Genomic DNA, 19798 nt, shown 5'->3' with positions numbered 1-19798 from the left:
TGACCCGGTCTTTGACCGTGTGTTGTTCGTTCCCGGCCGGGAGTCTCGCCGGTCCCGAGGTCGGCCCGGTCTGCGCTGAGGGACCGGTCCCCGAGGAGTCCGTTGCCTGTCTGGTCCTGGACGCGGAGACGTGTGCGGCGCTGGACCGGGGCTCCTTGACGCTCGATCAGGCGGTACGGGACGGACGTGTCGAGGTGGCGGGGGAGGGCATGCTGGCGAAGGTGCTGCGCGGGGACTGAAGCGGCCTGCTGCCCGTGTGCTGCTGGTTCATGGCCGGGAGTCCCGCCGTGCCGAGGACGGTCGACCCTGGGCCGGGGCTCCCTGACGTTCGATCAGGCCGTACGGGACGGACGTGTCGAGGTGTCCGGGGACGCCACGCTCGCCGAGGTGCCGCGCGGGGGCTGACGCCGCCGCCGCGCAGACCCTGGGCCCACAGGACGAGGCCCGCCGCGCCGGAGGGGCGCGGTGGGCCTCCGCCTGCCTTTGCCCTGGGGCTTTCCCGGGGGTCAGACGCCCGGCGGCACCCGCGACGGCCGTCCCGAGCCACGCGTCAGCGCGTATCCTCCGATGCCCGCGAGCGCCGCGAGGACGCCGCCGATCGCGGTCCACACCCAGCGGTCGGACCACCAGCCGGACGCCCAGCCGTCGTCGGGCTTCAGCGAGGACAGCGTGGCCGCGTCCGGGTCCGAGTCGGACGACGTCTGCGAGGTGGTCGCGACCCCCGGCACCAGCGGCTCGGCCAGCGAACCGTCCACCGCCGCCGATCCGCCGATGTCCTTGGAGTCCACCCGCACCTCGGTGCTCACCGGCAGCCCGAGGTCGGCCGTGCCCAGGCTCACGGCGGTCAGCCGGACGTAGTACGTGCCCGGAAGCGGGTCATCGCCCCACGGCTCCGACCAGGCGCGGACCGTGCGCAGGGTGCAGGACAGCTGCACGGAGGCCGCGTCCTGGGCCGCCGTGCGCGTCTGCGCGCCGTACTGGCACGCCTGGCGGCGCCGCAGCCCGTCGTACACGTCCACCTGCCAGGTCTGCGCCCCGCTCCGGGACGACGAGGGCAGTTGCACCGTCGCCTTCACGGTGGGCCGCTGTCCGGCGTCGGCGGGGAACGACCAGTACAGGTAGTCGCCCGTGGAGGCGCTCGCCGTGGCTTGCTGCCCCTGCTCGATCTCCGTCGCCGTACGGAACGACGTGCCCGCCGAGGTGGGCGCGGCACTGTCACCCGACGGGCTCGCCGAGGGCGAGGAGTCGGCGACGGCAGGGGACGCGGCGGCGCCGAGCAGCAGAGCCGCCGCCGTCAACACACTTCCGATACGCATCAGTTGGTCCTCCAGACCGCGACCCGCCAGCGCGACACCCAGCCCCACACGAGACCCGCGAGGAAGCCGGTCAGGACGAGGGCGCCGAGCAGCCACCACCCACGCCCGAGACCGAAGGAGGCCACGTCGCCCGCCGGGTCGGGGCCGTCGACCACGTCGACCGCGAGCTCCAGCGGCAGTCCGGGCGTGGTCTTCACACCGGCCGCGGGCGAGAAGGAGTTGGCGACCTGGAGGCACACCGTCTCGGCGGGCGCCTCCTCGTCGTCGCTCTCGGCCTTGGGATAGCGCAGACCCGTCGACATCACGTCCGTACGGCCCGAGCCGGTCCCCTCGCCGCGCACGATCTCACGTCCGTGCACCGTGACCGCCCGCAGCGTCACCCCGTAGTCCGGGTTCACCTGCCGGTCGTCGGAGACGCTCACCGAGGCGCGCAGCTCCTGACCCGGCTTCACGTCCACGCGGTAGAAGCGGTGCTGCCCGAACTCCTCGCGGTCGGTGTAGAGACCGGACTTCAACGTGGGCGCCGCAGCGCACTGGTCGGTGCCGTCCACGGCGACCGGTGTGACCACCTTGTCCGCCGTGCGGTCCACCAGCTGGTTGACCTTCTCGGAGAGCTGCTCCTTGTGCTGCACCGACGTGTACGTTCCACCGGTGGCCTCGGCGATGCAGCTGAGCTGCTTGCTCAGCTTGGCGTTCGGCACGAGCCCGAGTGTGTCGATGGTCAGCCCGATCCCCTTGCTCGCTATCTCCCGGGCCACTTCGCACGGGTCGAGCGGGGCGCAGGTGTCCTCGCCGTCGCTGATGAGGACGATACGGCGCGTGCCGTTGCCGCCATCGAGATCGTCCGCCGCCTTCAGCAGGGCCGGCCCGATCGGCGTCCACCCGGTGGGCTGGAGCGTGGCCACGGCCGTCTTGGCCTCGGTCCGGTTCAGCGGCCCGACCGGGTAGAGCTGCGCGGTGTCCTTGCAGCCCGTCTTCTGGTCGTTGCCCGGGTAGTTGGCGCCCAGCGTCCGGATGCCGAGCTGCACCTCCTCCGGCGTGGCGTCGAGGACCTCGTTGAAGGCCTGCTTCGCCGCGGCCATCCGCGAGCCGCCGTCGATGTCCCGGGCCCGCATCGAACCGCTGACGTCGAGGACGAGATCGACCTTCGGTGCGTCCTGGGCTGTCGTCTCGTCGGCGACGGCGCCGGCCGGGACGGCGATCCCGGCCGTCAGGGCGGCGAGCAGGGCGCAGACTCCCGCCGCCAGCCGTTGTCTTGTGATCATCGGCGGATCTTATTGATCAATGGGGGCGCGCTACAAAACGATCAAGGGCCGGAGGGGACGGTACGGGGGACGAGGGGGTTCGGCAGCTGGGCCCACAGATCCCCGGGGCGCTGCGGGGACAGCCGCATCAGTGTCAACGCCTTGGTGGGCAGGGGCGCTTCACACAGTGCGGTCAGATCGGGGCTGCGCGGCAGATCCCCCACGACGGACTCCAGTGCCGCCCGTAGCACGGGTGCCGAACCCGCCGTCGAGGCCAGTGCCCCCGCGACGAGGGACCCGAACAGCTTGCGCCGCAGGGTCGTCTCCTCGTCCGTGACCATCCGCCCGGCCAGCTCCGGGGCCTTGATTCCGTGCCGGGCCAGCCGGGCCGGGCTCACCCGGATGTCGGCGAGGTCGCGGTAGACCAGCCGTCGTGGGGCGCCCGTGGGCGAGAGCACGACCAACAGGTTCTGGCCGTGCGCCTCAAGGGCCACGCCCATGTCCAGCAGTCGCAGACCGACCGTGAGGGCCAGGCGCGTGAAGCCGGCGAGCCAGGCGGTGGACGAGGGCAGGCCGGTGACCGGCAGGGCGGCCACCGGGACGACGCGCTCGCCGGCCGTCGTGTCCGCGTAGGTCTCGGGCGCCTCCCGCACCACCGCCGCGAGATCGGGGGAATGGGCGCTGATCGCTCCCAGGGTGCGGGTGACGTCCAGAAGGCCGTCCGTGTGCGCGGCGATCGACTCGACGAAGTCGGACACCGTGAGCGACGTCTCGACGGATCCGACCGAGATGTCCCGCACGGAGGACGTCAGCCGCGCGCTGACCGCGGTCTTCACATGCGGGCCGTCGTCGGGCAGGGCCAGGGTCCGCAGGGACATCAGCGGATGGGCGGCCGGACCCTCCTGCGCCGCCACTCCGAGCACGTGCGCCGTCTGCCAGGGGTGTACCGGGATCAGCGGGCGCTCGCCGTCCCGCAGCCACTTCGGCCACTCGCCCCGTACGAGACCGTCATCCATGGGCACCAGGCCCAGGCGGACCACGGGGCGGTGCTCGGGCGCGTACGCGAGCTGCTCGGCGACCGAGAAACCGGGCCGCGAACGGCAGCTGGGGTGGTAGGGGTGCCCGTCGACGACCCGCTGCTCCCACGCCCAGCTCGTCGCCGGTTCGCACGTCTCCTGTGGCCGGCCGGCCCGGGACAGGGCCAAGGAGGCCGTGCTGTGGTCGACTTCCGCGGCGAACGTGTCACCGTGGGGGACGCCGAGCGCCGTGACCAGTTCCGCCGGACGGCCGTACCCGCGTCCCTCGAGCAGCACCTCGGTGACGTACGCGGCGGTCGCGAACGGGTCGGCGAGGGGACCGCGCAGTCGGCGCCCGTCGGCCAGCTGGAGGGTGAGCCCGCCGGCTGTCCGCTCCCGGCGCGCGATCCACGGCAGCGGCTCATGGGCCAGCGCCCGCCACAGGCGCGACAGGACGGCGGAGCGGGCGCCGGGAAGCGCGGCCGCGTACGCCGCCGACAGGTCGGGCCGTACGGCATCGAGCTCGCCGGCGAGCTCGACCTCGGCGGAAGGGGAAGGGGGCACGGTCGGGCTCCTCGGTGGCGGGACGGTGGATCGTGGTGATGGACCACCAGAGACATACTGATCCCCAGTGCACCGTAGGGAACGAATGGATCGCGTGGACCCCATACACCCCAGGGACGAGGCCCCCGAGCGCGCCGACGCCTACGCGGTGGCGCCGCTGCTCAACTGTCTGCTCCGGGAGGCGGCGGAACCCACCGGCGAGCAGGGCGTCCACCGCCTGCGGGCCGGCGGCCGGCTGCTTCGTGTGCGCGGCGGCCGCCGGCCCCGAGACCCGGAGGTGTACGCCGCCGGCTCCTGGCACCCGCTCACCCACGCCGAGCTGGTCAAACTCACCGCCGACGAGCTGCGCCGTGCCACGGGCCTGTCCAACCTCGAACTGCCCGGCGAGATGATCGACAGCCGGGACGCGGTGGCCGCGATCCTGGCCGCCCGTACCCGCGCGACACCGCCGGACGACCCGTATGTCCGCTCCGAACAGTCCCTGATCACCGGCCACCCCCACCATCCCGCACCCAAGGCGCGCGGCGGTGGACCCGTCGCGGACTGGCTTCCGTACGCGCCCGAGGCGTACGCCTGCTTCCCGCTCACCCTTCTGGGCGTACGTGAGGACGTGGTCGTCGAGGAGGGCGACACGACGGTGCTCGACACGCTCGGTGCCGCCCCGCGCGGCTACCGGCTGCTGCCCGCGCACCCCTGGCAGCTCGACCTGGTCGCCGCCCGCCGCGAGGTCCGGGAGGCGTTCGAGGACGGGCGTCTTCTCCGGCTCGGTGAGACCGCCCGGTCCGTGCGGCCCACGGCCGCGATCCGCACGGTGTACGCGCCCGAGGACGACCACTTCCTCAAGTTCAGCCTCGACGTGCGTATCACCAATGACATCCGCCGACTGTGGCGCCATGACCTGATCAAGCTGCGCCGCACCGACGAGGCCGTGACCTCCGCGTTCGCGGCGCTCCAGCCCTCGGCGGCCTGGCTGAGCGACCGCGGCTACCGCACGGCCGAGTTCGCCTTCGAGGAACTGGCCGTCCTGGTCCGCGACGGACTGCGCCCGCACGTCCTGCCCGGCGCCACCCCACTGCTCGCCGCTGCCCTCGTGGACGGCTTCGAGGGCAGTCCGCTGGACGCGCTCACCGACCCGGAGGCCTGGTGGAGGGCATATCTGCGGCAGGTCGTCCCGCCGGCCCTGGAGTCGTTCGACGTGCACGGCGTCGTCCTTGAGGCACACCTGCAGAACACGCTCATCGCGGTGGATGCCTCCGGCCTGCCCGTCCAGGCGCTTTTCCGGGACGCGGAGGGCGTGAAACTCCTGACGGACGTGCCCCGCCGGGCGGGCTGGGAGCGGCTCGTCTACTGCCTGGTCGTCAACAACCTCACGGAAGTGGCCGCGCTGCTGTCCGAACGCCACCCCGGCTGGAACCCCTGGCCCGCCGCCCGCGCGGAACTCGCACGCCACCCCGCGCCCGAGATTCCGGGCCTGCTGGCCTCGCCCACCCTCCCCGGCAAGACGAACCTCCTGCTGCGCTGGACGGGCGCGGACGGCGCGGACGCGCGCTATCTGCCGCTGCCCAATCCGCTGGCCTGCGCACCGCCGACGGCTGGTGGGTCGTCCGAGGCGACCGCGCCGTCCCCGTCGACACCAAAGCCGCCACCACCGCCGAACTGATCGCCGACCGTGCCGCCGTACGCGAGGCGGCAGGGGCCCGAGGTGAGCCGCACATGACCGCCGACCAAGCCCCACACCCGGACTCCGCACCGCACGAACCCGTCGTGATCATCGGCGCCGGGCCGGTGGGCGTGACCGCCGCCCTCCTCCTCACCCGGCGCGGAGTCCGCAGCATCGTCCTGGAACGCCACCGGGACGTCTACCCGCTCCCGCGCGCCGTCGCCACCGACGACGAGGTGCGCAGGATCCTCCGGGCCGCGGGCGTCGGCGAGGAGTTCGCCGCGATCGCCCGACCGGCGAAGGGGCTACGGCTGCTGGACGCCCGGCACCGGGTGATGGCCGAGTTCCGCCGCTCCGGGCACGGCCATCACGGCTACCCGCAAACCAGCATGTTCGACCGGCCCGAGCTGGAGCGCCTGCTGCGCGACGTCCTGGCCCGCCGCCCGGAGTGCGAACTGCGGGGCGGCGTGGAGGTCACCGCCGTCGGCCCGGACACCGCGGGCCCCGGCCGTCGCGCCGGCCCTGGTCTTCCTGCCGCTGGGCCCGGCGAAGATCGCCGCGGTGCCGTTCATGCGCCAGGCAGCGGTGCACCTCGGCACGACAACCGGCCTCTACCGCATCGTCAGGACCCTGTAGGTGGCCGGAGCCGTCGGCGCGGCAGACAGAGCTGGGCGGACAGCAGCCCGGCGATGTACGCGCAGAAGTGGCTGGCGAGGATGCCGTTCGGGTTCCGCGTCGAGGGCGGCCCGGAACTTCGGGCGGCGGTGGCGGCGGTGGCGGCGCGCTTCACGGCGGCGGCGCAGTCCTAGAGGCCGTGGTCCGCTCGGGGCATGCGCCGGCCGGACGCGGGAGTCGGGAATGGTGTCACGGCTGGGGGAGGATCAGTTCCGCGCCATGCGGCGACGGACCGGAAGCCGGACGCCGTCGACCGCAAGAGGGAAGGGGATCCGCATGTCCACCACCGTCTCCGGGGTTGCCGACCCTGACGGCACGATCGTTTCAGGCGTGGGACTCACCGCCGACAGGATCGAGACGGGTATGTACCGGATCAATCTTCACCATCCCGTTCGATGCGGTGCGGACGGTGACAACAACCGTCGTCAACGCGGGTTCGTGGGCGCTGGGCAACTCCGTCGCGGGGCCATCGGTCAGAACCACGTGCAGCTCATCACGGGGACACCAAAGATGAGCAGGCCGACCGAGGCAGGAGCCGTCGGCCCGCCGTCGTCAGTCCCGGTCGAGGGCGGTAGCGACCCGGTCCATGATGCGCTGCCAGTGCGCCCGTTGCCGTTCGCGCTCTTCGGCGCTTGCCAGGTGCTCCTGGTGGAAGCGGAGCATCGTCCGGGCCCCGTCGGCTGCGGGGGTGAGGGCCACCTGGACCGTGGTGGTGCCGTAGGTGACGCGAATCTTCTTTCCGCAGTGGTGGGCGCGCACCTCGCCCGTCACTCCTTCGGCCGTCCGGTAGGGGGTGCCGCGTTCGGGGGCGAGGACCGCGCCGGAGCCGAGCCAGAGGGCGAGCCCTTCGGGGCTGCTGATGAAGTCCCAGACGAGGGGCGTGGGGTGGGGCAACGTGCGGGACACGCCGACCTGCCAGCCGGCGTCCTTGGTGAGTCCTGTGGGCATGGCGGTCACCCTTTCTCGGTGTGGCGGGCACGCAGCGCCCTGACCTTGTGGCGGTTGCCGCAGTGCTCCATGGAGCACCAGCGGCGGCGCCCGGGGCGCGAGGTGTCGACGTAGATGAGATGGCAGTCCTCGGCGGCGCACGTGCGGATGCGGTGCGCGAAGGGGCCGGTCAGGAGTTCGACGGCATCCCGGGCGACGGTGGCCGCCAGGTGGGTGCCGGTGGGGGTTCCGGCCCACTGCCGTTTCCCGGTCAATGTGATGGCGGGGGCCAGGGCCGGTCGGGCGGCTGCCTCATTGATGGCCTCCAGGTCGCCGGGCGGGTGAGGCTTGCCGCGCGTGTGGGCGATGGCCACCCGGAACAGCGCGTCGCGCAGCCTTCGCATTTCGGTCAACTCGTCCGCTGAGATCTCCAGCGCGGGCGTCGGGGTCAGCCGCGAACGATCCACCCAGGCGGCCAGGTCTGCCGGCTCGTGCAGGACCTCGTACCGGCGGTAGGGGCCAGGGCCGCCGGTGGTCAGCAGCTCCAGACACAGTGCGCCGGGGTCGAACCGGTAGGCGACGCCGGTATGGGAGTGCAGCGTCAGCCCCTTGGTTGCAGAGGAGTCCATGTAACCAATATAACTGGTTACATGCCATTGAGTTGGAAGCTGGTCATCGACAGCACGAACGCCCCCGCCCTCGCCGACTTCTGGGCCGCGGCCCTGGGATACGAGGTGGAAGACCCCAGCGCTTTCATCGAGCAGCTGCTGGCCGCCGGCCACATCGGCGAGGAGGAAGTCACCGAGCACCGCGGCCGCAAGGTCTTCCGCGGCTATGCCGCGATCCGCCACCCCGAGGACCCGTTCGACGAAACCAGCGGCGTCGGCCGCGGCCGACGACTGCTCTTCCAGGACGTGCCCGAGCGCAAGACGGGCAAGAACCGCCTGCACCTCGACCTCCACAGCGAGCCCGGCGGCCTCGACAAGCTGGTGGTGAGGCTGGAAGACCTGGGGGCGACCCGCGTCCGAGAGGTGAACAAAGGGCCGGCTGGGCACTGGTGGATCATGCAGGACCCGGAGGGCAACGAGTTCGACGTGGCGTAAGCCCGGCTCTGGTCCCCTGCGGAGCATTGGTTCTCCGGCACCGCGAGACGCGTCTCATCCTCCAGAACAGCGGGGACAGAGCCCGGCGGTCGGCGTACCCGCTGCGTCAGCAGGTCGGCGGCCCGCTGGCGGTAGGCGGCATCGGCTGACCGCTACCAGGTGTTGTGGGTCATGACGTTGTGGACGAGTGGGTCGGTCTCCGCATGATCTGCGCGCTCGCGGGCGTCGACGAGTTCGTCCCAGTGCTCGGCGGTCCAGGCGTAGACGTCCAGGAGGACGGCGAGGAGGCTTTGCCCGAGTGGAGTGAGGCTGTAGCCAGGGGAATCCGCGTCGGCGTCACGGGTGATGAATCCGTCGCCGTCGAGTGACCGCAGTGCTCGGGTGAGCTCCTTAGGGCTCGTTCTCGGCAGCGCCCTACGCAGCTCGCTGAACGGCTGAGTCCCCTCGCCGAGCAGGCGCATGACCAGTGGCGCCCACTTGTTCTGCATCCGAACAGGCAGCATCGAGGAGGGACACAGTTCGTCAAACGTCTCGGACGGCAGCCGGCGCATAGCCCGAGTGTAGGTACCCAATCGGTAACCGGGGACCCGGCTAGCGTCGTGCGCATGATGAGGATCGTGATCTTCGGTGCGGGCGGCAAGACCGGCAGCACCGCTGTGGCCGAGGCGACAGCACGTGGGCACCGCGTGACGTCCTTGAGAAGTGCGGACGCGGACATCACCCACCCGGAAGCAGTGGCACGGGCCGCATCGGGCCACGATGTCGTGATCACAGCCGTGGCGCCCACTGAGGCTGACCCGCGAACCTTCTTCCAGGCTGCGGCAAACGGCCTGGTGACCGGCCTGCAGAAGGCAAGGGTTGCCCGTCTGGTCTGGGTGAGCATCGCCGCGTTGCTGCCCAATGCCTCCGGGGTCCCGGCTGTCGACAACGATGGTTTTCCGGCGGAGTACCGGCCGTTCTCCCTGGGGCACCGCATTGCGTTGGAGGTGATCAAGGCGTCCGACCTGCAGTGGACAGCCGTGAGCCCCGCAGGAGACTTCGCCCCGGACACGTCGCCCGTCGGCGGATACGCCCTCACCAGGGTCGGGGACCTGGCCAGTCGAATCACCCGCGCTGACCATGCCCGCGCGTTGGTCGACATGGCTGAGCAGTCCGGCTTGCGCGCCGAGCATCTCGGAGTTGTCCCGCTGCCACCCGACGGGGGAGCGAGCTCCGTGTCCGGGACGTGATCGGCCCGCCGAACCGGATATTTGTCGTCCTCGGTCCGGGGTGCGGACCGGGTCAGGGTGAGGTTTTCGGGTTGAGCCCGGAGGCCATCGACTGTGCCCGAGGCGTCATCCCTGTCCGTCGCCACATTCAGGCGGTCAACGGGAGGCTGTACTTCGCCCTGCCGAAGGGGGCGGAGACGCGCTTCGTCGAGCTCCCGGCTGTCACGCTTGGTTACTATGCTCACTTCATGCCGGAGGCCGGAAGTAAGGGGCGCACCGCCATTGACGGACTGCTGGGGAGACAGGGAGGAGACGAGCATGTCAGTCGAAACTCCCAAGATTCTCCCAGTGCTGATCGGGGAGGTTCTCCCGGAATGCGCCAGGTCGGACCCGATCATGGAATATAAGAAAAATTACCAGTAGGGCCTTGGAAGATGATGAGAGAGGTCACCGGAACCCGCTATGTCGCACCTCTGCGTTCCGGCGGCTCCGTCCCCGGCGTCGTCGAGGCCGACGACCTGGGCACGTACGTCGTGAAGTTCACCGGCTCCGCGCAGGGCGTGAAGGCGCTGGTCGCCGAGGTGATCGTCGGGGAGCTGGCCCGTCGGCTCGGGCTGCGCGTGCCGGAGTTGGTCCTCGCCCACTTCGATCCGGCGATCGCCGCGCACGAACCGCACCAGGAGGTGCGCGACCTGCTGAACGCGAGCCCCGGCGTCAACCTCGGCATGGACTACCTTCCGGGCGCCCGGGACTTCACCCCTGAGGTCGCCAGGGCCTGCACGGTCGACCCGCGGGAGGCGGGCAGGGTCATCTGGCTCGACGCGCTGACCGTGAATGTGGACCGAACGGTCCACAGTTCCAACCTCATGGTCTGGCCCACCTTCGGCATCGCACCGCCGCGGCTGTGGCTGATCGACCACGGTGCCGCCCTCGTCTTCCACCACCGCTGGGACGCCTCCGTCCCGGAGAAGGCGTACGACTTCCGCCACCACGCCCTCGGCCACTTCGCCCCGGACATGCGGGCCGCCGAGGACGAGCTCGCGCCCAAGGTGACCGAGGAACTGCTGCGCGAGATCACCGAGGAGGTACCGGACGCGTGGCTGGCCGGTGAGCCGGGCTTCGCGACGCCCGCGGAGGTCAGGGACGCCTACGTGGACTACCTCACGGCCCGGGTCAAGGCGTCCGAGGCGTGGCTGCCCACCGACTTCCCCACCCGGGAGGAGCTCGCCGCCGAGGAGGCCCTGCGCGCGGCGCGGACACAGGAAGGCCGGCCGGACTGGCTCAAGCGGATCCCTGACCTGCACGGCAAGCCGGCGGCGCAACAGGATTGGTCGGTGCACCTCGGATGACGGAGACCTCTGCGGCTCAGACCCACCGCGTGCAGATCGAGTACTGCACCCAGTGCCGCTGGCTGCCCCGTGCGGCCTGGCTGGCGCAGGAACTGCTGACGACGTTCGAGACCGAACTGACGGAACTGGCGCTCAGGCCCGGCAAGGGCGGTGTCTTCGTCGTGCGGGTGAACGACGAGGTCGTCTGGGACCGCCGTGAGCAGGGCTTTCCCGAGCCCACGGCGGTGAAGAGGCTCGTACGCGACCGAGTGGCCCCGGGGAAGCCCCTGGGCCACTCGGAGAGGACGGCGCAGTAGTCAGCCGGTCAGCTGCTCGTAGGCGGGCAGGGTGAGGAAGTCCGCGTAGTCCTCGTCCAGGGCGACCTTCAGAAGCAGGTCGTGGGCCTGCTGCCAGTGGCCGGCCGCGAAGGCGTCCTCGCCGATCTCGGCCCGGATGTTCGCCAGGTCCTCGGCGGCGACCTTGCGGGCGAGCTCCGGGGTCGCCTTCTCGCCGTTCTCGAACTGCACCCCCGCGTTGATCCACTGCCAGATCTGGGAGCGGGAGATCTCCGCGGTGGCCGCGTCCTCCATCAGGTTGAAGATGGCGACCGCGCCGAGGCCGCGCAGCCAGGCCTCGATGTAACGGATGCCGACCTGGACCGCGTTGACCAGGCCCGCGTACGTCGGCCGGGCGTCCAGGGAGTCGACGGCGATCAGATCTGCCGCCTTGACGTCGACGTCCTCGCGCAGCCGGTCCTTCTGGTTCGGCCGGTCGCCCAGGACCTTGTCGAAGGACTCCATCGCGATCGGCACCAGGTCGGGGTGGGCGACCCAGGAGCCGTCGAACCCGTCGTTCGCCTCGCGGTCCTTGTCGGCCTTGACCTTCTCGAAGGCGACCCGGTTGACCTCCTCGTCGCGCCGGGACGGGATGAACGCCGCCATGCCGCCGATCGCGTGCGCACCGCGCTTGTGGCAGGTGCGGACGAGGAGTTCGGTGTAGGCGCGCATGAACGGGGCCGTCATCGTCACCGCGTTGCGGTCCGGGAGGACGAACTTCGGTCCGCCGTCACGGAAGTTCTTGACGATGGAGAAGAGGTAGTCCCAGCGGCCGGCGTTCAATCCCGAGGCGTGGTCGCGGAGTTCGTAGAGGATCTCCTCCATCTCGTACGCCGCCGTGATCGTCTCGATCAGGACGGTGGCGCGGATGGTGCCCTGCCGGATGCCGACGTGGTCCTGGGCGAAGACGAAGACGTCGTTCCAGAGGCGGGCCTCCAGGTGCGACTCCGTCTTGGGGAGGTAGAAGTAGGGGCCCTTGCCGAGGTCCAGCAGGCGCTGGGCGTTGTGGAAGAAGTACAGGCCGAAGTCGACGAGGGCGCCCGGCACCTGCTGACCGTCGACCAGGAGGTGACGCTCGTTCAGATGCCAGCCGCGCGGGCGCATGACGACCGTCGCGAGCTCCTCGTTCGGGCGCAGGGCGTACGACTTGCCGCTCGTAGGGTCCGTGAAGTCGATGGTGCGGGTGTAGGCGTCGATCAGGTTGAGCTGGCCGTGGACCACGTTCTCCCAGGTGGGTGCCGAGGCGTCCTCGAAGTCGGCGAGCCACACCTTCGCGCCCGAGTTGAGGGCGTTGATCGTCATCTTGCGGTCGGTGGGGCCGGTGATCTCGACGCGCCGGTCGTTCAGGGCCTGAGGCGCGGGGGCCACCCTCCAGGAGTCGTCCGCGCGGATGGCGGCGGTCTCCGGCAGGAAGTCGAGCGTCGAGGTGCGGGCGATCGCGGCGCGGCGCTCGGCCCGGCGGGCGAGCAGTTCGTTGCGCCGGGGTGTGAACCGGCGGTGCAGCTCGGCCAAGAAGGCGAGGGCCGCATCGGTGAGGACCTCGTCCTGCCGGGGCAGGGGCTCGGCATCGACGACGACCGGCGACGGCGCTGGTGCGGACATGTGCTGTCACTTCCTTCAGCGAGCTGACGTGAGTACGCCGCGGCACTGAGTGCCAGGGGGCGCGGATGCGGCTGACAGCGCCCGGTGAGCAGTCGGGCGCTTCTGATCAGTGGATACTAGTTTTCTCATAGTGGAAGTTCAATGATTTGTTGATGTCGAGATTCTCCGCTTCGAGGGAAGGTGGCGCTCGGTGCCACCCCGTCTACTCAAGGTGGACCAAGTCCCCCTGTGTGTCGATGTCGTAGGGCTGCGCCACGTCTCCGCACTCGACGAGGGTGATGGCGTCCTCGTGGGCCTTCAGATAGGCGCGTGCCCCGCGGTCGCCCGTCGCCGCCGCCACGATGCCCGGCCAGTGGCCGGCGCCCAACAGCACCGGATGTCCCCGTACCCCCTTGTAGGTGGCGGAGACCAGCGACGTCTCGTCCTCGTAGGCGGCGAGCACCCGGGCCACCGCCTCGGGGCCGATGCCGGGCTGGTCGACGAGCGATACCAGGGCCGCCGGTGCGCCCGTCCCGGCGAGCGATGCGAGCCCGGCCCGCAGTGAGGAGCCCATGCCCAGCTCCCAGTCGGGGTTGTCCACCAGGGTGCAGCCGGTCAGGTCGGCCCGTTCCCGTACGGCCTCGGCGGCCGCCCCCAGCACCACATGGACGCGGCGGCACCCGGCTGCCCGCAGGACCCCCACCGCGTGCTCCACGAGCAGCCGCCCCCTGGGGGTCCCCCCTGGGCGCAGTCCTTGGGCGAGTTCGAGCAGTGCCTTGGGCCTTCCGCCGAGCCGTCGTCCTCCGCCCGCCGCGAGGAGCAGCCCGGCGATCCGGTCTTCGTTTCGCGTCATGGCTCCTGCATACCTGAACCCGTGCGGACCGCGCGCTTTCCAGGGACTGAATTTCGGTCCGCACAGTGGCGCCCGCCGTACCGGGTGGCGTTTACTGACCCGCGTCCCCCGGCGCCCGACCAACGCCACGGGGGCACCAGGGGACGTTCGAAGTCATGCGCACGAAGGGGTGCGAGGGGGGAGAGCTGTGTTGCGGCGCTTGGGGCAGAGGCCAGTGACCGGCAGCGAAGAGGACCCGAGGGTGGCGGAACTGAAGACCGCCGTGTCCCGGCTGCGCCGTGAACTCGCCGCGCATCCGGCCGAGTTCCCGGACCGTGCCATCGCCGAGGACGAACTCGCCGCGCTCGCCGCCATGGCCGTGAGCGGCGTCCCCGAGATACCGCGCCTGCGTCGGTCCCTGTTGCTGATCGCCGGTGCGATCGGTTCGGTCAGTGCCCTGGCTCGGAGTCTCGCGGATGTCCGGAGCGCGGTGGAGCTGTTCGGGGAGCCGCCGCGTACCTGATGTGCGTGGCCCGTGACCGGCTCGTAGGGCAACAGCCCTGGCTGTGCGGCCGGGGGCTGTGCGCGTGCAGGGGGAGGGGTCGGCTCAGGCCGCGGGGCCGCCTGAACTCGCCAGTGCCTCCGAGAGCTCCGCCGCCACCTGCTGGAGCACCGGCACGATCTTCTCCGTCGCCGTGTCCGTGACCCGGCCCGCCGGGCCGGAGATGGAGATCGCTGCGGCCGTCGGGGAGTCGGGCACGGACACCGCGAGGCAGCGGACCCCTATCTCCTGCTCGTTGTCGTCGACCGCGTAGCCGTGCCGGCGCACCTCCTCCAGTGCCGCCAGGAAAGCGTCGGGGGTGGTGATCGTCTTCTCGGTCGCCGCGGGCATGCCCGTGCGGGCGAGCAGTGAGCGCACCTCGTCGTCCGGTGTGTTCGCGAGCAGTGCCTTGCCCACGCCCGTGGAGTGCGGCAGCACCCGTCGCCCCACCTCGGTGAACATCCGCATCGAGTGTTTGGACGGCACCTGCGCCACGTACACGATCTCGTCGCCGTCGAGGAGCGCCATGTTCGCGGTCTCGCCGGTCTCCTCGACCAGGCGCGCGAGATAGGGGCGGGCCCAGGTGCCGAGCAGCCGGGACGCCGACTCGCCGAGCCGGATCAGCCGGGGGCCGAGCGCGTAGCGGCGGTTGGGCTGCTGGCGTACATAACCGCAGGCCACCAGCGTGCGCATGAGGCGGTGGATCGTGGGCAGCGGCAGCCCGCTGCTCGCGGACAGCTCGCTGAGGCCGACCTCGCCGCCCGCGTCGGCCATCCGCTCCAGCAGGTCGAAGGCGCGCTCGAGGGACTGGACGCCACCGCTCGCGGCGGACTTGGCGGAGGCGTCGCTGGCGCTGGACGTCGACGTCGACACGGCGCGTTCCTTTCGGGACTGGCTGGAAGGGCAGAAGCCTACCCGGCAGCCGGTTGACTCCCTGGTGGTGCGTCAGGGTGCCGCTGTTTTTGGAATTCTAATTCCGCTTTACGGAAAAGTCCAGAGTGGGACGCGTCGAAGGTGCTGGAAGAAAGTGTGCCCTTGACGGCGCGAGGGCGGGAGTGAAGACTCCTTCAACAGAACGTTGAATTTCGTTACGTGGGTGTAAATCCCGTTTCCCACAAGCAGGACGGCGGCAGAGAGGGGCCGGGGTGTCCGACGCTGAACTGGTGCTGCGCTCGACGCGCGTCATCACTCCCGAAGGGATGCGCCCCGCGGCGGTCGCGGTCGCCGGGGGCACGATCAGGGCCATACTGCCGTACGACGCGGGCGTACCGGCCGGGGCCCGTCTGGAGGACCTCGGCGACGACGTCCTGCTGCCGGGCCTGGTCGACACCCACGTGCACGTCAACGACCCGGGCCGCACCGACTGGGAGGGCTTCTGGACCGCCACACGCGCAGCGGCGGCCGGCGGCATCACCACCCTGATCGACATGCCGCTCAACTCCCTGCCGCCGACGACCACGGTCGAGCACCTCCGTACGAAGCAGGACGTGGCCCGGGAGAAGGCCCACATCGACGTGGGCTTCTGGGGCGGCGCCCTGCCGGACAACGTCAAGGACCTGCGGCCGTTGCACGACGCCGGCGTCTTCGGCTTCAAGGCGTTCCTGTCGCCGTCGGGCGTGGAGGAGTTCCCGCACCTCGACCAGGAGCAACTCGCCCGGTCCATGGCCGAGATCGCCGGATTCGGCGGACTGCTCGTCGTGCACGCCGAGGACCCGCACCACCTCGCCGCCGCCCCGCAGCAGGGCGGCCCGAAGTACGCCGACTTCCTCGCCTCCCGGCCGCGCGACGCCGAAGACACGGCCATCGCGCACCTCATCGCACAGGCGAAGCGTCTCGACGCGCGCGTGCACGTGCTCCACCTGTCCTCGAGCGACGCGCTGCCGTCGATCGCCGCGGCCAGGGCCGAGGGCGTGCGGATCACCGTGGAGACATGCCCGCACTACCTGACCCTGACGGCCGAGGAAGTCCCGGACGGGGCCAGCGAGTTCAAGTGCTGCCCGCCCATCCGCGAGGCCGTCAACCAGGACCTGCTGTGGCGGGCGCTGGCGGACGGCACGATCGACTGCGTGGTCACCGACCACTCGCCGTCGACGGCCGACCTGAAGACCGACGACTTCGCGACCGCGTGGGGCGGCATCTCCGGACTGCAGCTGAGCCTGTCGGCGGTGTGGACGGAGGCCCGCAAGCGCGGCCACGGACTGGAGGACGTGGTCCGCTGGATGTCCATGCACACGGCACGGCTGGTGGGGCTCGACGCACGCAAGGGCGCCATCGAGGCCGGCCGTGACGCCGACTTCGCGGTGCTCGCCCCCGACGAGACCTTCACCGTGGACCCGGCGGCCCTTCAGCACCGCAACCGGGTCACGGCGTACGCGGGCAGGACCCTCCACGGCGTCGTCAAGTCCACCTGGCTGCGCGGCGAACGCATCGTGGCGGACGGCGCGTTCACCGAGCCGAAGGGGCGACTGCTCGGCAGAACCGACTGACTCCCACCCGCACCCGCAGCGGCCGACTCCCGAAAGGAAGACCTGATCACCGTGACGGCACAGCATCACCCTGTGTTGGCCCGCTTCACCGGCGACGCGAAGCCCTACGGAGGCGGTGACCCCTACGCGGACTACCGCACCGCCGACTTTCCGTTCACCCGGTACGCCGACCTCGCCGACCGCCGGCTGGGCGCCGGTGTCATCGCCGCCAACGACGAGTTCTTCGCCCAGCGCGAGAACCTGCTGGTGCCCGAGCGCGCGGAGTTCGACCCTGAGCACTTCGGGCACAAGGGCAAGGTCATGGACGGCTGGGAGACGCGGCGGCGCCGGGGCACCTCGGCGGAGCACCCGTGGCCGACGCAGGAGGACCACGACTGGGCGCTGGTACGCCTCGGCGCGCCGGGCGTCATCCGCGGCATCGTCGTCGACACGGCCCACTTCCGGGGCAACTATCCGCAGGCGGTATCCGTCGAGAGCACGTCCGTATCCGGCTCCCCTTCCCCGCAGGAACTGCTGGGCGACGACGTGAAGTGGACGACGCTCGTCCCGCGGACCCCGGTCGGCGGTCACGCGGCCAACGGGTTCGAGGTCACCGTCGAGCAGCGCTTCACGCATCTGCGCGTCAACCAGCACCCCGACGGCGGCATCGCGCGCCTGCGCGCGTACGGCGACGTGGTACCGGACCCGGCGTGGCTCGAGGTGCTGGGCACCTTCGACGTCGTCGCCCTGGAGAACGGGGGCCGGGTCGAGGACGCCTCCGACCTCTTCTACTCACCCGCCACCAACACCATCCAGCCGGGCCGCTCGCACAAGATGGACGACGGCTGGGAGACACGGCGCCGCCGCGACCGGGGCAACGACTGGATCCGTTACCGGCTGGTGGCCGAGGCGCGGATCCGTGCGATCGAGATCGACACGGCGTACCTGAAGGGCAACGCGGCAGGCTGGGCGTCGGTCTCCGTCATGGACGGCGGGGACGGCGGGGACGGCAAGGACGGCGAGTGGCGCGAGATCCTCCCGCGCACCCGCCTCCAGCCCGACACGAACCACCGGTTCGTCCTGCCGGCACCGGCGGTGGGTACACATGCGCGCGTGGACATCTTCCCGGACGGCGGCATCTCCCGACTGCGCCTGTACGGCTCCCTCACACGGGAGGGCGCGGCACGCCTCGCGGTACGGCACCAGGAGCTGGGCGGCTGAGGCCGACTGCAGGGTGAGGCGCGCCGGCCCGACGGCACCGGTGCGCCCCCACCGTTCAGGCGGCGTGCCCACCGTCCACGGCGAACTCGGCGCCCGTGACGTAGGCCGCGTCCGCGCCCGCCAGGTACGCCACCGTCGCCGCCACCTCGTCGGCCCTGCCGAAGCGGCCCAGCGCCGTCATCGCCGCCTGACCGGACGCGTAGGGGCCGTCCGCGGGGTTCATATCCGTGTCGATCGGGCCCGGATGGACGATGTTCGCAGTGATCCCGCGCCCGCCCAGTTCCCTCGCCAGGGCCTTCGTCAGGCCGATCAGGGCCGACTTGCTCATGGCGTAGAGCGTTCCGCCGGGGCCCGGCACGCGTTGGGTCATGCAGGTGCCCACGGTGATGATCCGGCCGCCGCGCTCCATGCGTGAGGCGGCGGCCTGGGACGTCAGGAAGACACCGCGCACGTTGACGGCGAGGACGCGGTCGACATCGGCGAAAGACAGGCCGTCCAAGGGGCCGAGCACTCCGACACCGACGTTGTTGACCAGGACGTCCAGGCCCCCGAGTGCCTCCGCGGCACGTCCCACCGCGCCCGCCGCCTCGTCCGCGTCCCCGGAGTCCGCGCGCAGGGCAACCGCCCGGCGTCCCAGCGCCGCGACGGCCCGCACGACGTCCTCGGCCGCCTCCTTGCCGCTCACATGGGTGACGGCCACGTCCGCTCCCTCGCGCGCCAGCCGCAGTGCCGTCGCCGCGCCGATGCCACGGGAGCCGCCGGTGACCAGAGCCGCCTTGCCGTTGAGGGTTCCTCGTGAAGTCATGCGTCCATTCCACCGGCCGGGCACCGGGAACACCGGCGGCGAACGGACATCGACCTCGGTCGCCCGGAATTCTGCGTTCCGTGGAACTCTTCGGTCCGTCCACAGCGTTCTCCCCGCGTGACTCTTCAGCAAGAAATCGTCGGCAACGCCATGCAGATGGCCGTCGTCAACCTGCGTCCCGGGCAGACCGTGTACTGCGAGGCGGGCAAGTTCCTCTTCAAGACCACGAACGTGACCATGGAGACCCGTCTCTCCGGCCCGTCGTCCAACGGCAGCAGCCAGTCCCAGGGCGGCGCGGCGGGCGGTATGGGCGGCTTTCTGCGCCAGGCCATGGGCACCGCCGTGCAGGTCGGCCAGCGCGCGCTCGCGGGCGAGTCGCTGGCATTCCAGTACTTCGCGGCGCAGGGCGGCGAGGGCACCGTCGGCTTCGCGGGTGTGCTCCCCGGCGAGATGCGCGCGCTGGAGCTGGACGGCTCGCGCGCCTGGTTCGCGGAGAAGGACGCCTTCGTGGCCGCGGAGTCGACGGTCGACTTCGGCATCGCCTTCCAGGGCGGCCGCACCGGGACGAGCGGCGGCGAGGGCTTCATCCTGGAGAAGTTCACCGGGTACGGAACGGTGATCATCGCGGGCGCGGGCAACTTCATCGACCTCAACCCCGCCGACTTCGGCGGCCGCATCGAGGTCGACACCGGGTGCGTCGTCGCCTTCGAGGAGGGCATCCAGTACGGCGTCCAGCGCGTCGGCGGACTCAACCGCCAAGGGATCATGAACATGGTCTTCGGCGGCGAGGGCCTGTCCCTGGCCACCCTGGAGGGCAACGGCCGCGTCATCCTGCAGTCACTCACCATCGAGAGCCTCGCGAACGCCCTCAAGAAGGCACAGGGCGGCGACAAGCAGGGGCCGACGGGCGGACTCTTCTCGACCCACGCGGGGTGATGTTTCCGGCGGAGCGATGAGTTACGGATGCCCACGGGGTC

21 protein-coding genes are annotated in these 19798 nt (G+C 71.1%); 11 read left to right on the top strand and 10 right to left on the bottom strand.

The features are described 5' to 3' along the window. Nucleotides 1-17: 17 nt before the first annotated feature. Nucleotides 18-239, top strand: a complete 222-nt coding sequence (locus tag ACZ3TS_RS25535; protein ID WP_467621990.1) for a hypothetical protein — start codon at nucleotides 18-20, stop codon at nucleotides 237-239. A gap of 267 nt (nucleotides 240-506) precedes the next feature. Here the strand turns inward: ACZ3TS_RS25535 and ACZ3TS_RS25530 are convergent, their stop codons facing one another. The 3 genes from ACZ3TS_RS25530 to ACZ3TS_RS25520 are packed head-to-tail and all read right to left on the bottom strand — an operon-like array spanning nucleotide 507 to nucleotide 4140. Next, nucleotides 507-1316 (bottom strand): hypothetical protein, encoded by an 810-nt coding sequence (locus ACZ3TS_RS25530; protein ID WP_467621987.1) that lies wholly within the window; start codon nucleotides 1314-1316, stop codon nucleotides 507-509. After that, nucleotides 1316-2581: a VWA domain-containing protein gene (locus tag ACZ3TS_RS25525; RefSeq protein ID WP_467621984.1), complete on the bottom strand. Its 1266-nt coding sequence runs from the start codon at nucleotides 2579-2581 to the stop codon at nucleotides 1316-1318. Before ACZ3TS_RS25525 ends, ACZ3TS_RS25530 begins: the two co-directional genes overlap by 1 nt. 41 nt (nucleotides 2582-2622) lie before the next feature. Next, entirely contained in the window at nucleotides 2623-4140 is a 1518-nt protein-coding gene (locus ACZ3TS_RS25520) for an IucA/IucC family protein (protein WP_467621981.1), read from the bottom strand. 85 nt (nucleotides 4141-4225) lie between these two features. Between ACZ3TS_RS25520 and ACZ3TS_RS25515 the strand changes: the two genes are divergently transcribed. Both ACZ3TS_RS25515 and ACZ3TS_RS25510 read left to right on the top strand, forming a co-directional pair. Beyond that, nucleotides 4226-5800 (top strand): IucA/IucC family protein, encoded by a 1575-nt coding sequence (locus ACZ3TS_RS25515; RefSeq protein ID WP_467621978.1) that lies wholly within the window; start codon nucleotides 4226-4228, stop codon nucleotides 5798-5800. After that, a complete protein-coding gene (locus ACZ3TS_RS25510; RefSeq protein ID WP_467622164.1) occupies nucleotides 5716-6609 on the top strand; it encodes an FAD-dependent monooxygenase in 894 nt (297 codons plus the stop codon). Before ACZ3TS_RS25515 ends, ACZ3TS_RS25510 begins: the two co-directional genes overlap by 85 nt. 418 nt (nucleotides 6610-7027) lie before the next feature. Here ACZ3TS_RS25510 and ACZ3TS_RS25505 read toward each other — a convergent pair whose 3' ends face one another. Together ACZ3TS_RS25505 and ACZ3TS_RS25500 are read right to left on the bottom strand one after the other, a co-directional pair. Next, entirely contained in the window at nucleotides 7028-7423 is a 396-nt protein-coding gene (locus ACZ3TS_RS25505; protein ID WP_467621975.1) for an SRPBCC family protein, read from the bottom strand. A 5-nt stretch (nucleotides 7424-7428) separates the two neighbouring features. Further along, complete coding sequence (locus ACZ3TS_RS25500; protein WP_467621973.1) at nucleotides 7429-8031, bottom strand: CGNR zinc finger domain-containing protein; 603 nt, start codon at nucleotides 8029-8031, stop codon at nucleotides 7429-7431. A 21-nt stretch (nucleotides 8032-8052) separates the two neighbouring features. Here ACZ3TS_RS25500 and ACZ3TS_RS25495 point away from each other — a divergent pair, with 21 nt between their 5' ends. Continuing rightward, nucleotides 8053-8505, top strand: a complete 453-nt coding sequence (locus ACZ3TS_RS25495) for a VOC family protein (protein ID WP_467621970.1) — start codon at nucleotides 8053-8055, stop codon at nucleotides 8503-8505. Between the two features lie 152 nt (nucleotides 8506-8657). Here ACZ3TS_RS25495 and ACZ3TS_RS25490 read toward each other — a convergent pair whose 3' ends face one another. Further along, nucleotides 8658-9056 (bottom strand): winged helix-turn-helix transcriptional regulator, encoded by a 399-nt coding sequence (locus tag ACZ3TS_RS25490; RefSeq protein ID WP_467621968.1) that lies wholly within the window; start codon nucleotides 9054-9056, stop codon nucleotides 8658-8660. 54 nt (nucleotides 9057-9110) lie between these two features. Here ACZ3TS_RS25490 and ACZ3TS_RS25485 point away from each other — a divergent pair, with 54 nt between their 5' ends. The 3 genes from ACZ3TS_RS25485 (at nucleotide 9111) to ACZ3TS_RS25475 (ending at nucleotide 11358) form a co-directional block, all read left to right on the top strand. Then, on the top strand, nucleotides 9111-9734 hold the full coding sequence (locus ACZ3TS_RS25485; protein ID WP_467621965.1) for an NAD(P)-dependent oxidoreductase: 624 nt from the start codon (nucleotides 9111-9113) through the stop codon (nucleotides 9732-9734). Nucleotides 9735-10147: 413 nt separating this feature from the next. Then, nucleotides 10148-11062, top strand: a complete 915-nt coding sequence (locus tag ACZ3TS_RS25480; RefSeq protein ID WP_467621962.1) for a HipA family kinase — start codon at nucleotides 10148-10150, stop codon at nucleotides 11060-11062. Next, entirely contained in the window at nucleotides 11059-11358 is a 300-nt protein-coding gene (locus ACZ3TS_RS25475; RefSeq protein WP_467621959.1) for an Rdx family protein, read from the top strand. Before ACZ3TS_RS25480 ends, ACZ3TS_RS25475 begins: the two co-directional genes overlap by 4 nt. Here ACZ3TS_RS25475 and aceB read toward each other — a convergent pair whose 3' ends face one another. Then, nucleotides 11359-12978, bottom strand: coding sequence for a malate synthase A (gene aceB / locus ACZ3TS_RS25470; protein ID WP_467621956.1), 1620 nt, complete (start codon nucleotides 12976-12978; stop codon nucleotides 11359-11361). A gap of 202 nt (nucleotides 12979-13180) precedes the next feature. Further along, a complete protein-coding gene (locus tag ACZ3TS_RS25465; RefSeq protein ID WP_467621953.1) occupies nucleotides 13181-13810 on the bottom strand; it encodes a nucleotidyltransferase family protein in 630 nt (209 codons plus the stop codon). A 214-nt stretch (nucleotides 13811-14024) separates the two neighbouring features. On the opposite strand from ACZ3TS_RS25465, the gene ACZ3TS_RS25460 reads away from it, so the two are divergent. Next, complete coding sequence (locus ACZ3TS_RS25460) at nucleotides 14025-14312, top strand: DUF5955 family protein (protein ID WP_467621950.1); 288 nt, start codon at nucleotides 14025-14027, stop codon at nucleotides 14310-14312. An 84-nt stretch (nucleotides 14313-14396) separates the two neighbouring features. Here the strand turns inward: ACZ3TS_RS25460 and ACZ3TS_RS25455 are convergent, their stop codons facing one another. Further along, a complete protein-coding gene (locus ACZ3TS_RS25455; protein ID WP_467621947.1) occupies nucleotides 14397-15203 on the bottom strand; it encodes an IclR family transcriptional regulator in 807 nt (268 codons plus the stop codon). A 272-nt stretch (nucleotides 15204-15475) separates the two neighbouring features. Between ACZ3TS_RS25455 and allB the strand changes: the two genes are divergently transcribed. Together allB and alc are read left to right on the top strand one after the other, a co-directional pair. Beyond that, the gene (allB, locus tag ACZ3TS_RS25450; RefSeq protein WP_467621945.1) at nucleotides 15476-16816 is read left to right on the top strand and encodes an allantoinase AllB; all 1341 of its coding nucleotides are present in this window, start codon (nucleotides 15476-15478) and stop codon (nucleotides 16814-16816) included. 51 nt (nucleotides 16817-16867) lie between these two features. Beyond that, on the top strand, nucleotides 16868-18016 hold the full coding sequence (gene alc / locus ACZ3TS_RS25445; RefSeq protein ID WP_467621942.1) for an allantoicase: 1149 nt from the start codon (nucleotides 16868-16870) through the stop codon (nucleotides 18014-18016). Nucleotides 18017-18071: 55 nt separating this feature from the next. On the opposite strand, the gene ACZ3TS_RS25440 is transcribed toward alc, so the two are convergent. After that, nucleotides 18072-18821 (bottom strand): SDR family oxidoreductase, encoded by a 750-nt coding sequence (locus tag ACZ3TS_RS25440; RefSeq protein ID WP_467621939.1) that lies wholly within the window; start codon nucleotides 18819-18821, stop codon nucleotides 18072-18074. A 117-nt stretch (nucleotides 18822-18938) separates the two neighbouring features. Between ACZ3TS_RS25440 and ACZ3TS_RS25435 the strand changes: the two genes are divergently transcribed. Continuing rightward, nucleotides 18939-19757, top strand: coding sequence for an AIM24 family protein (locus tag ACZ3TS_RS25435; protein ID WP_467621936.1), 819 nt, complete (start codon nucleotides 18939-18941; stop codon nucleotides 19755-19757). The last annotated feature ends 41 nt before the right edge of the window (nucleotides 19758-19798 follow it).

This window comes from Streptomyces sp. NPDC022910, from assembly GCF_055561075.1.
Note: the sequence above shows the minus strand (reverse complement) of the source record. Positions and strands in the feature narration are given on the sequence as shown.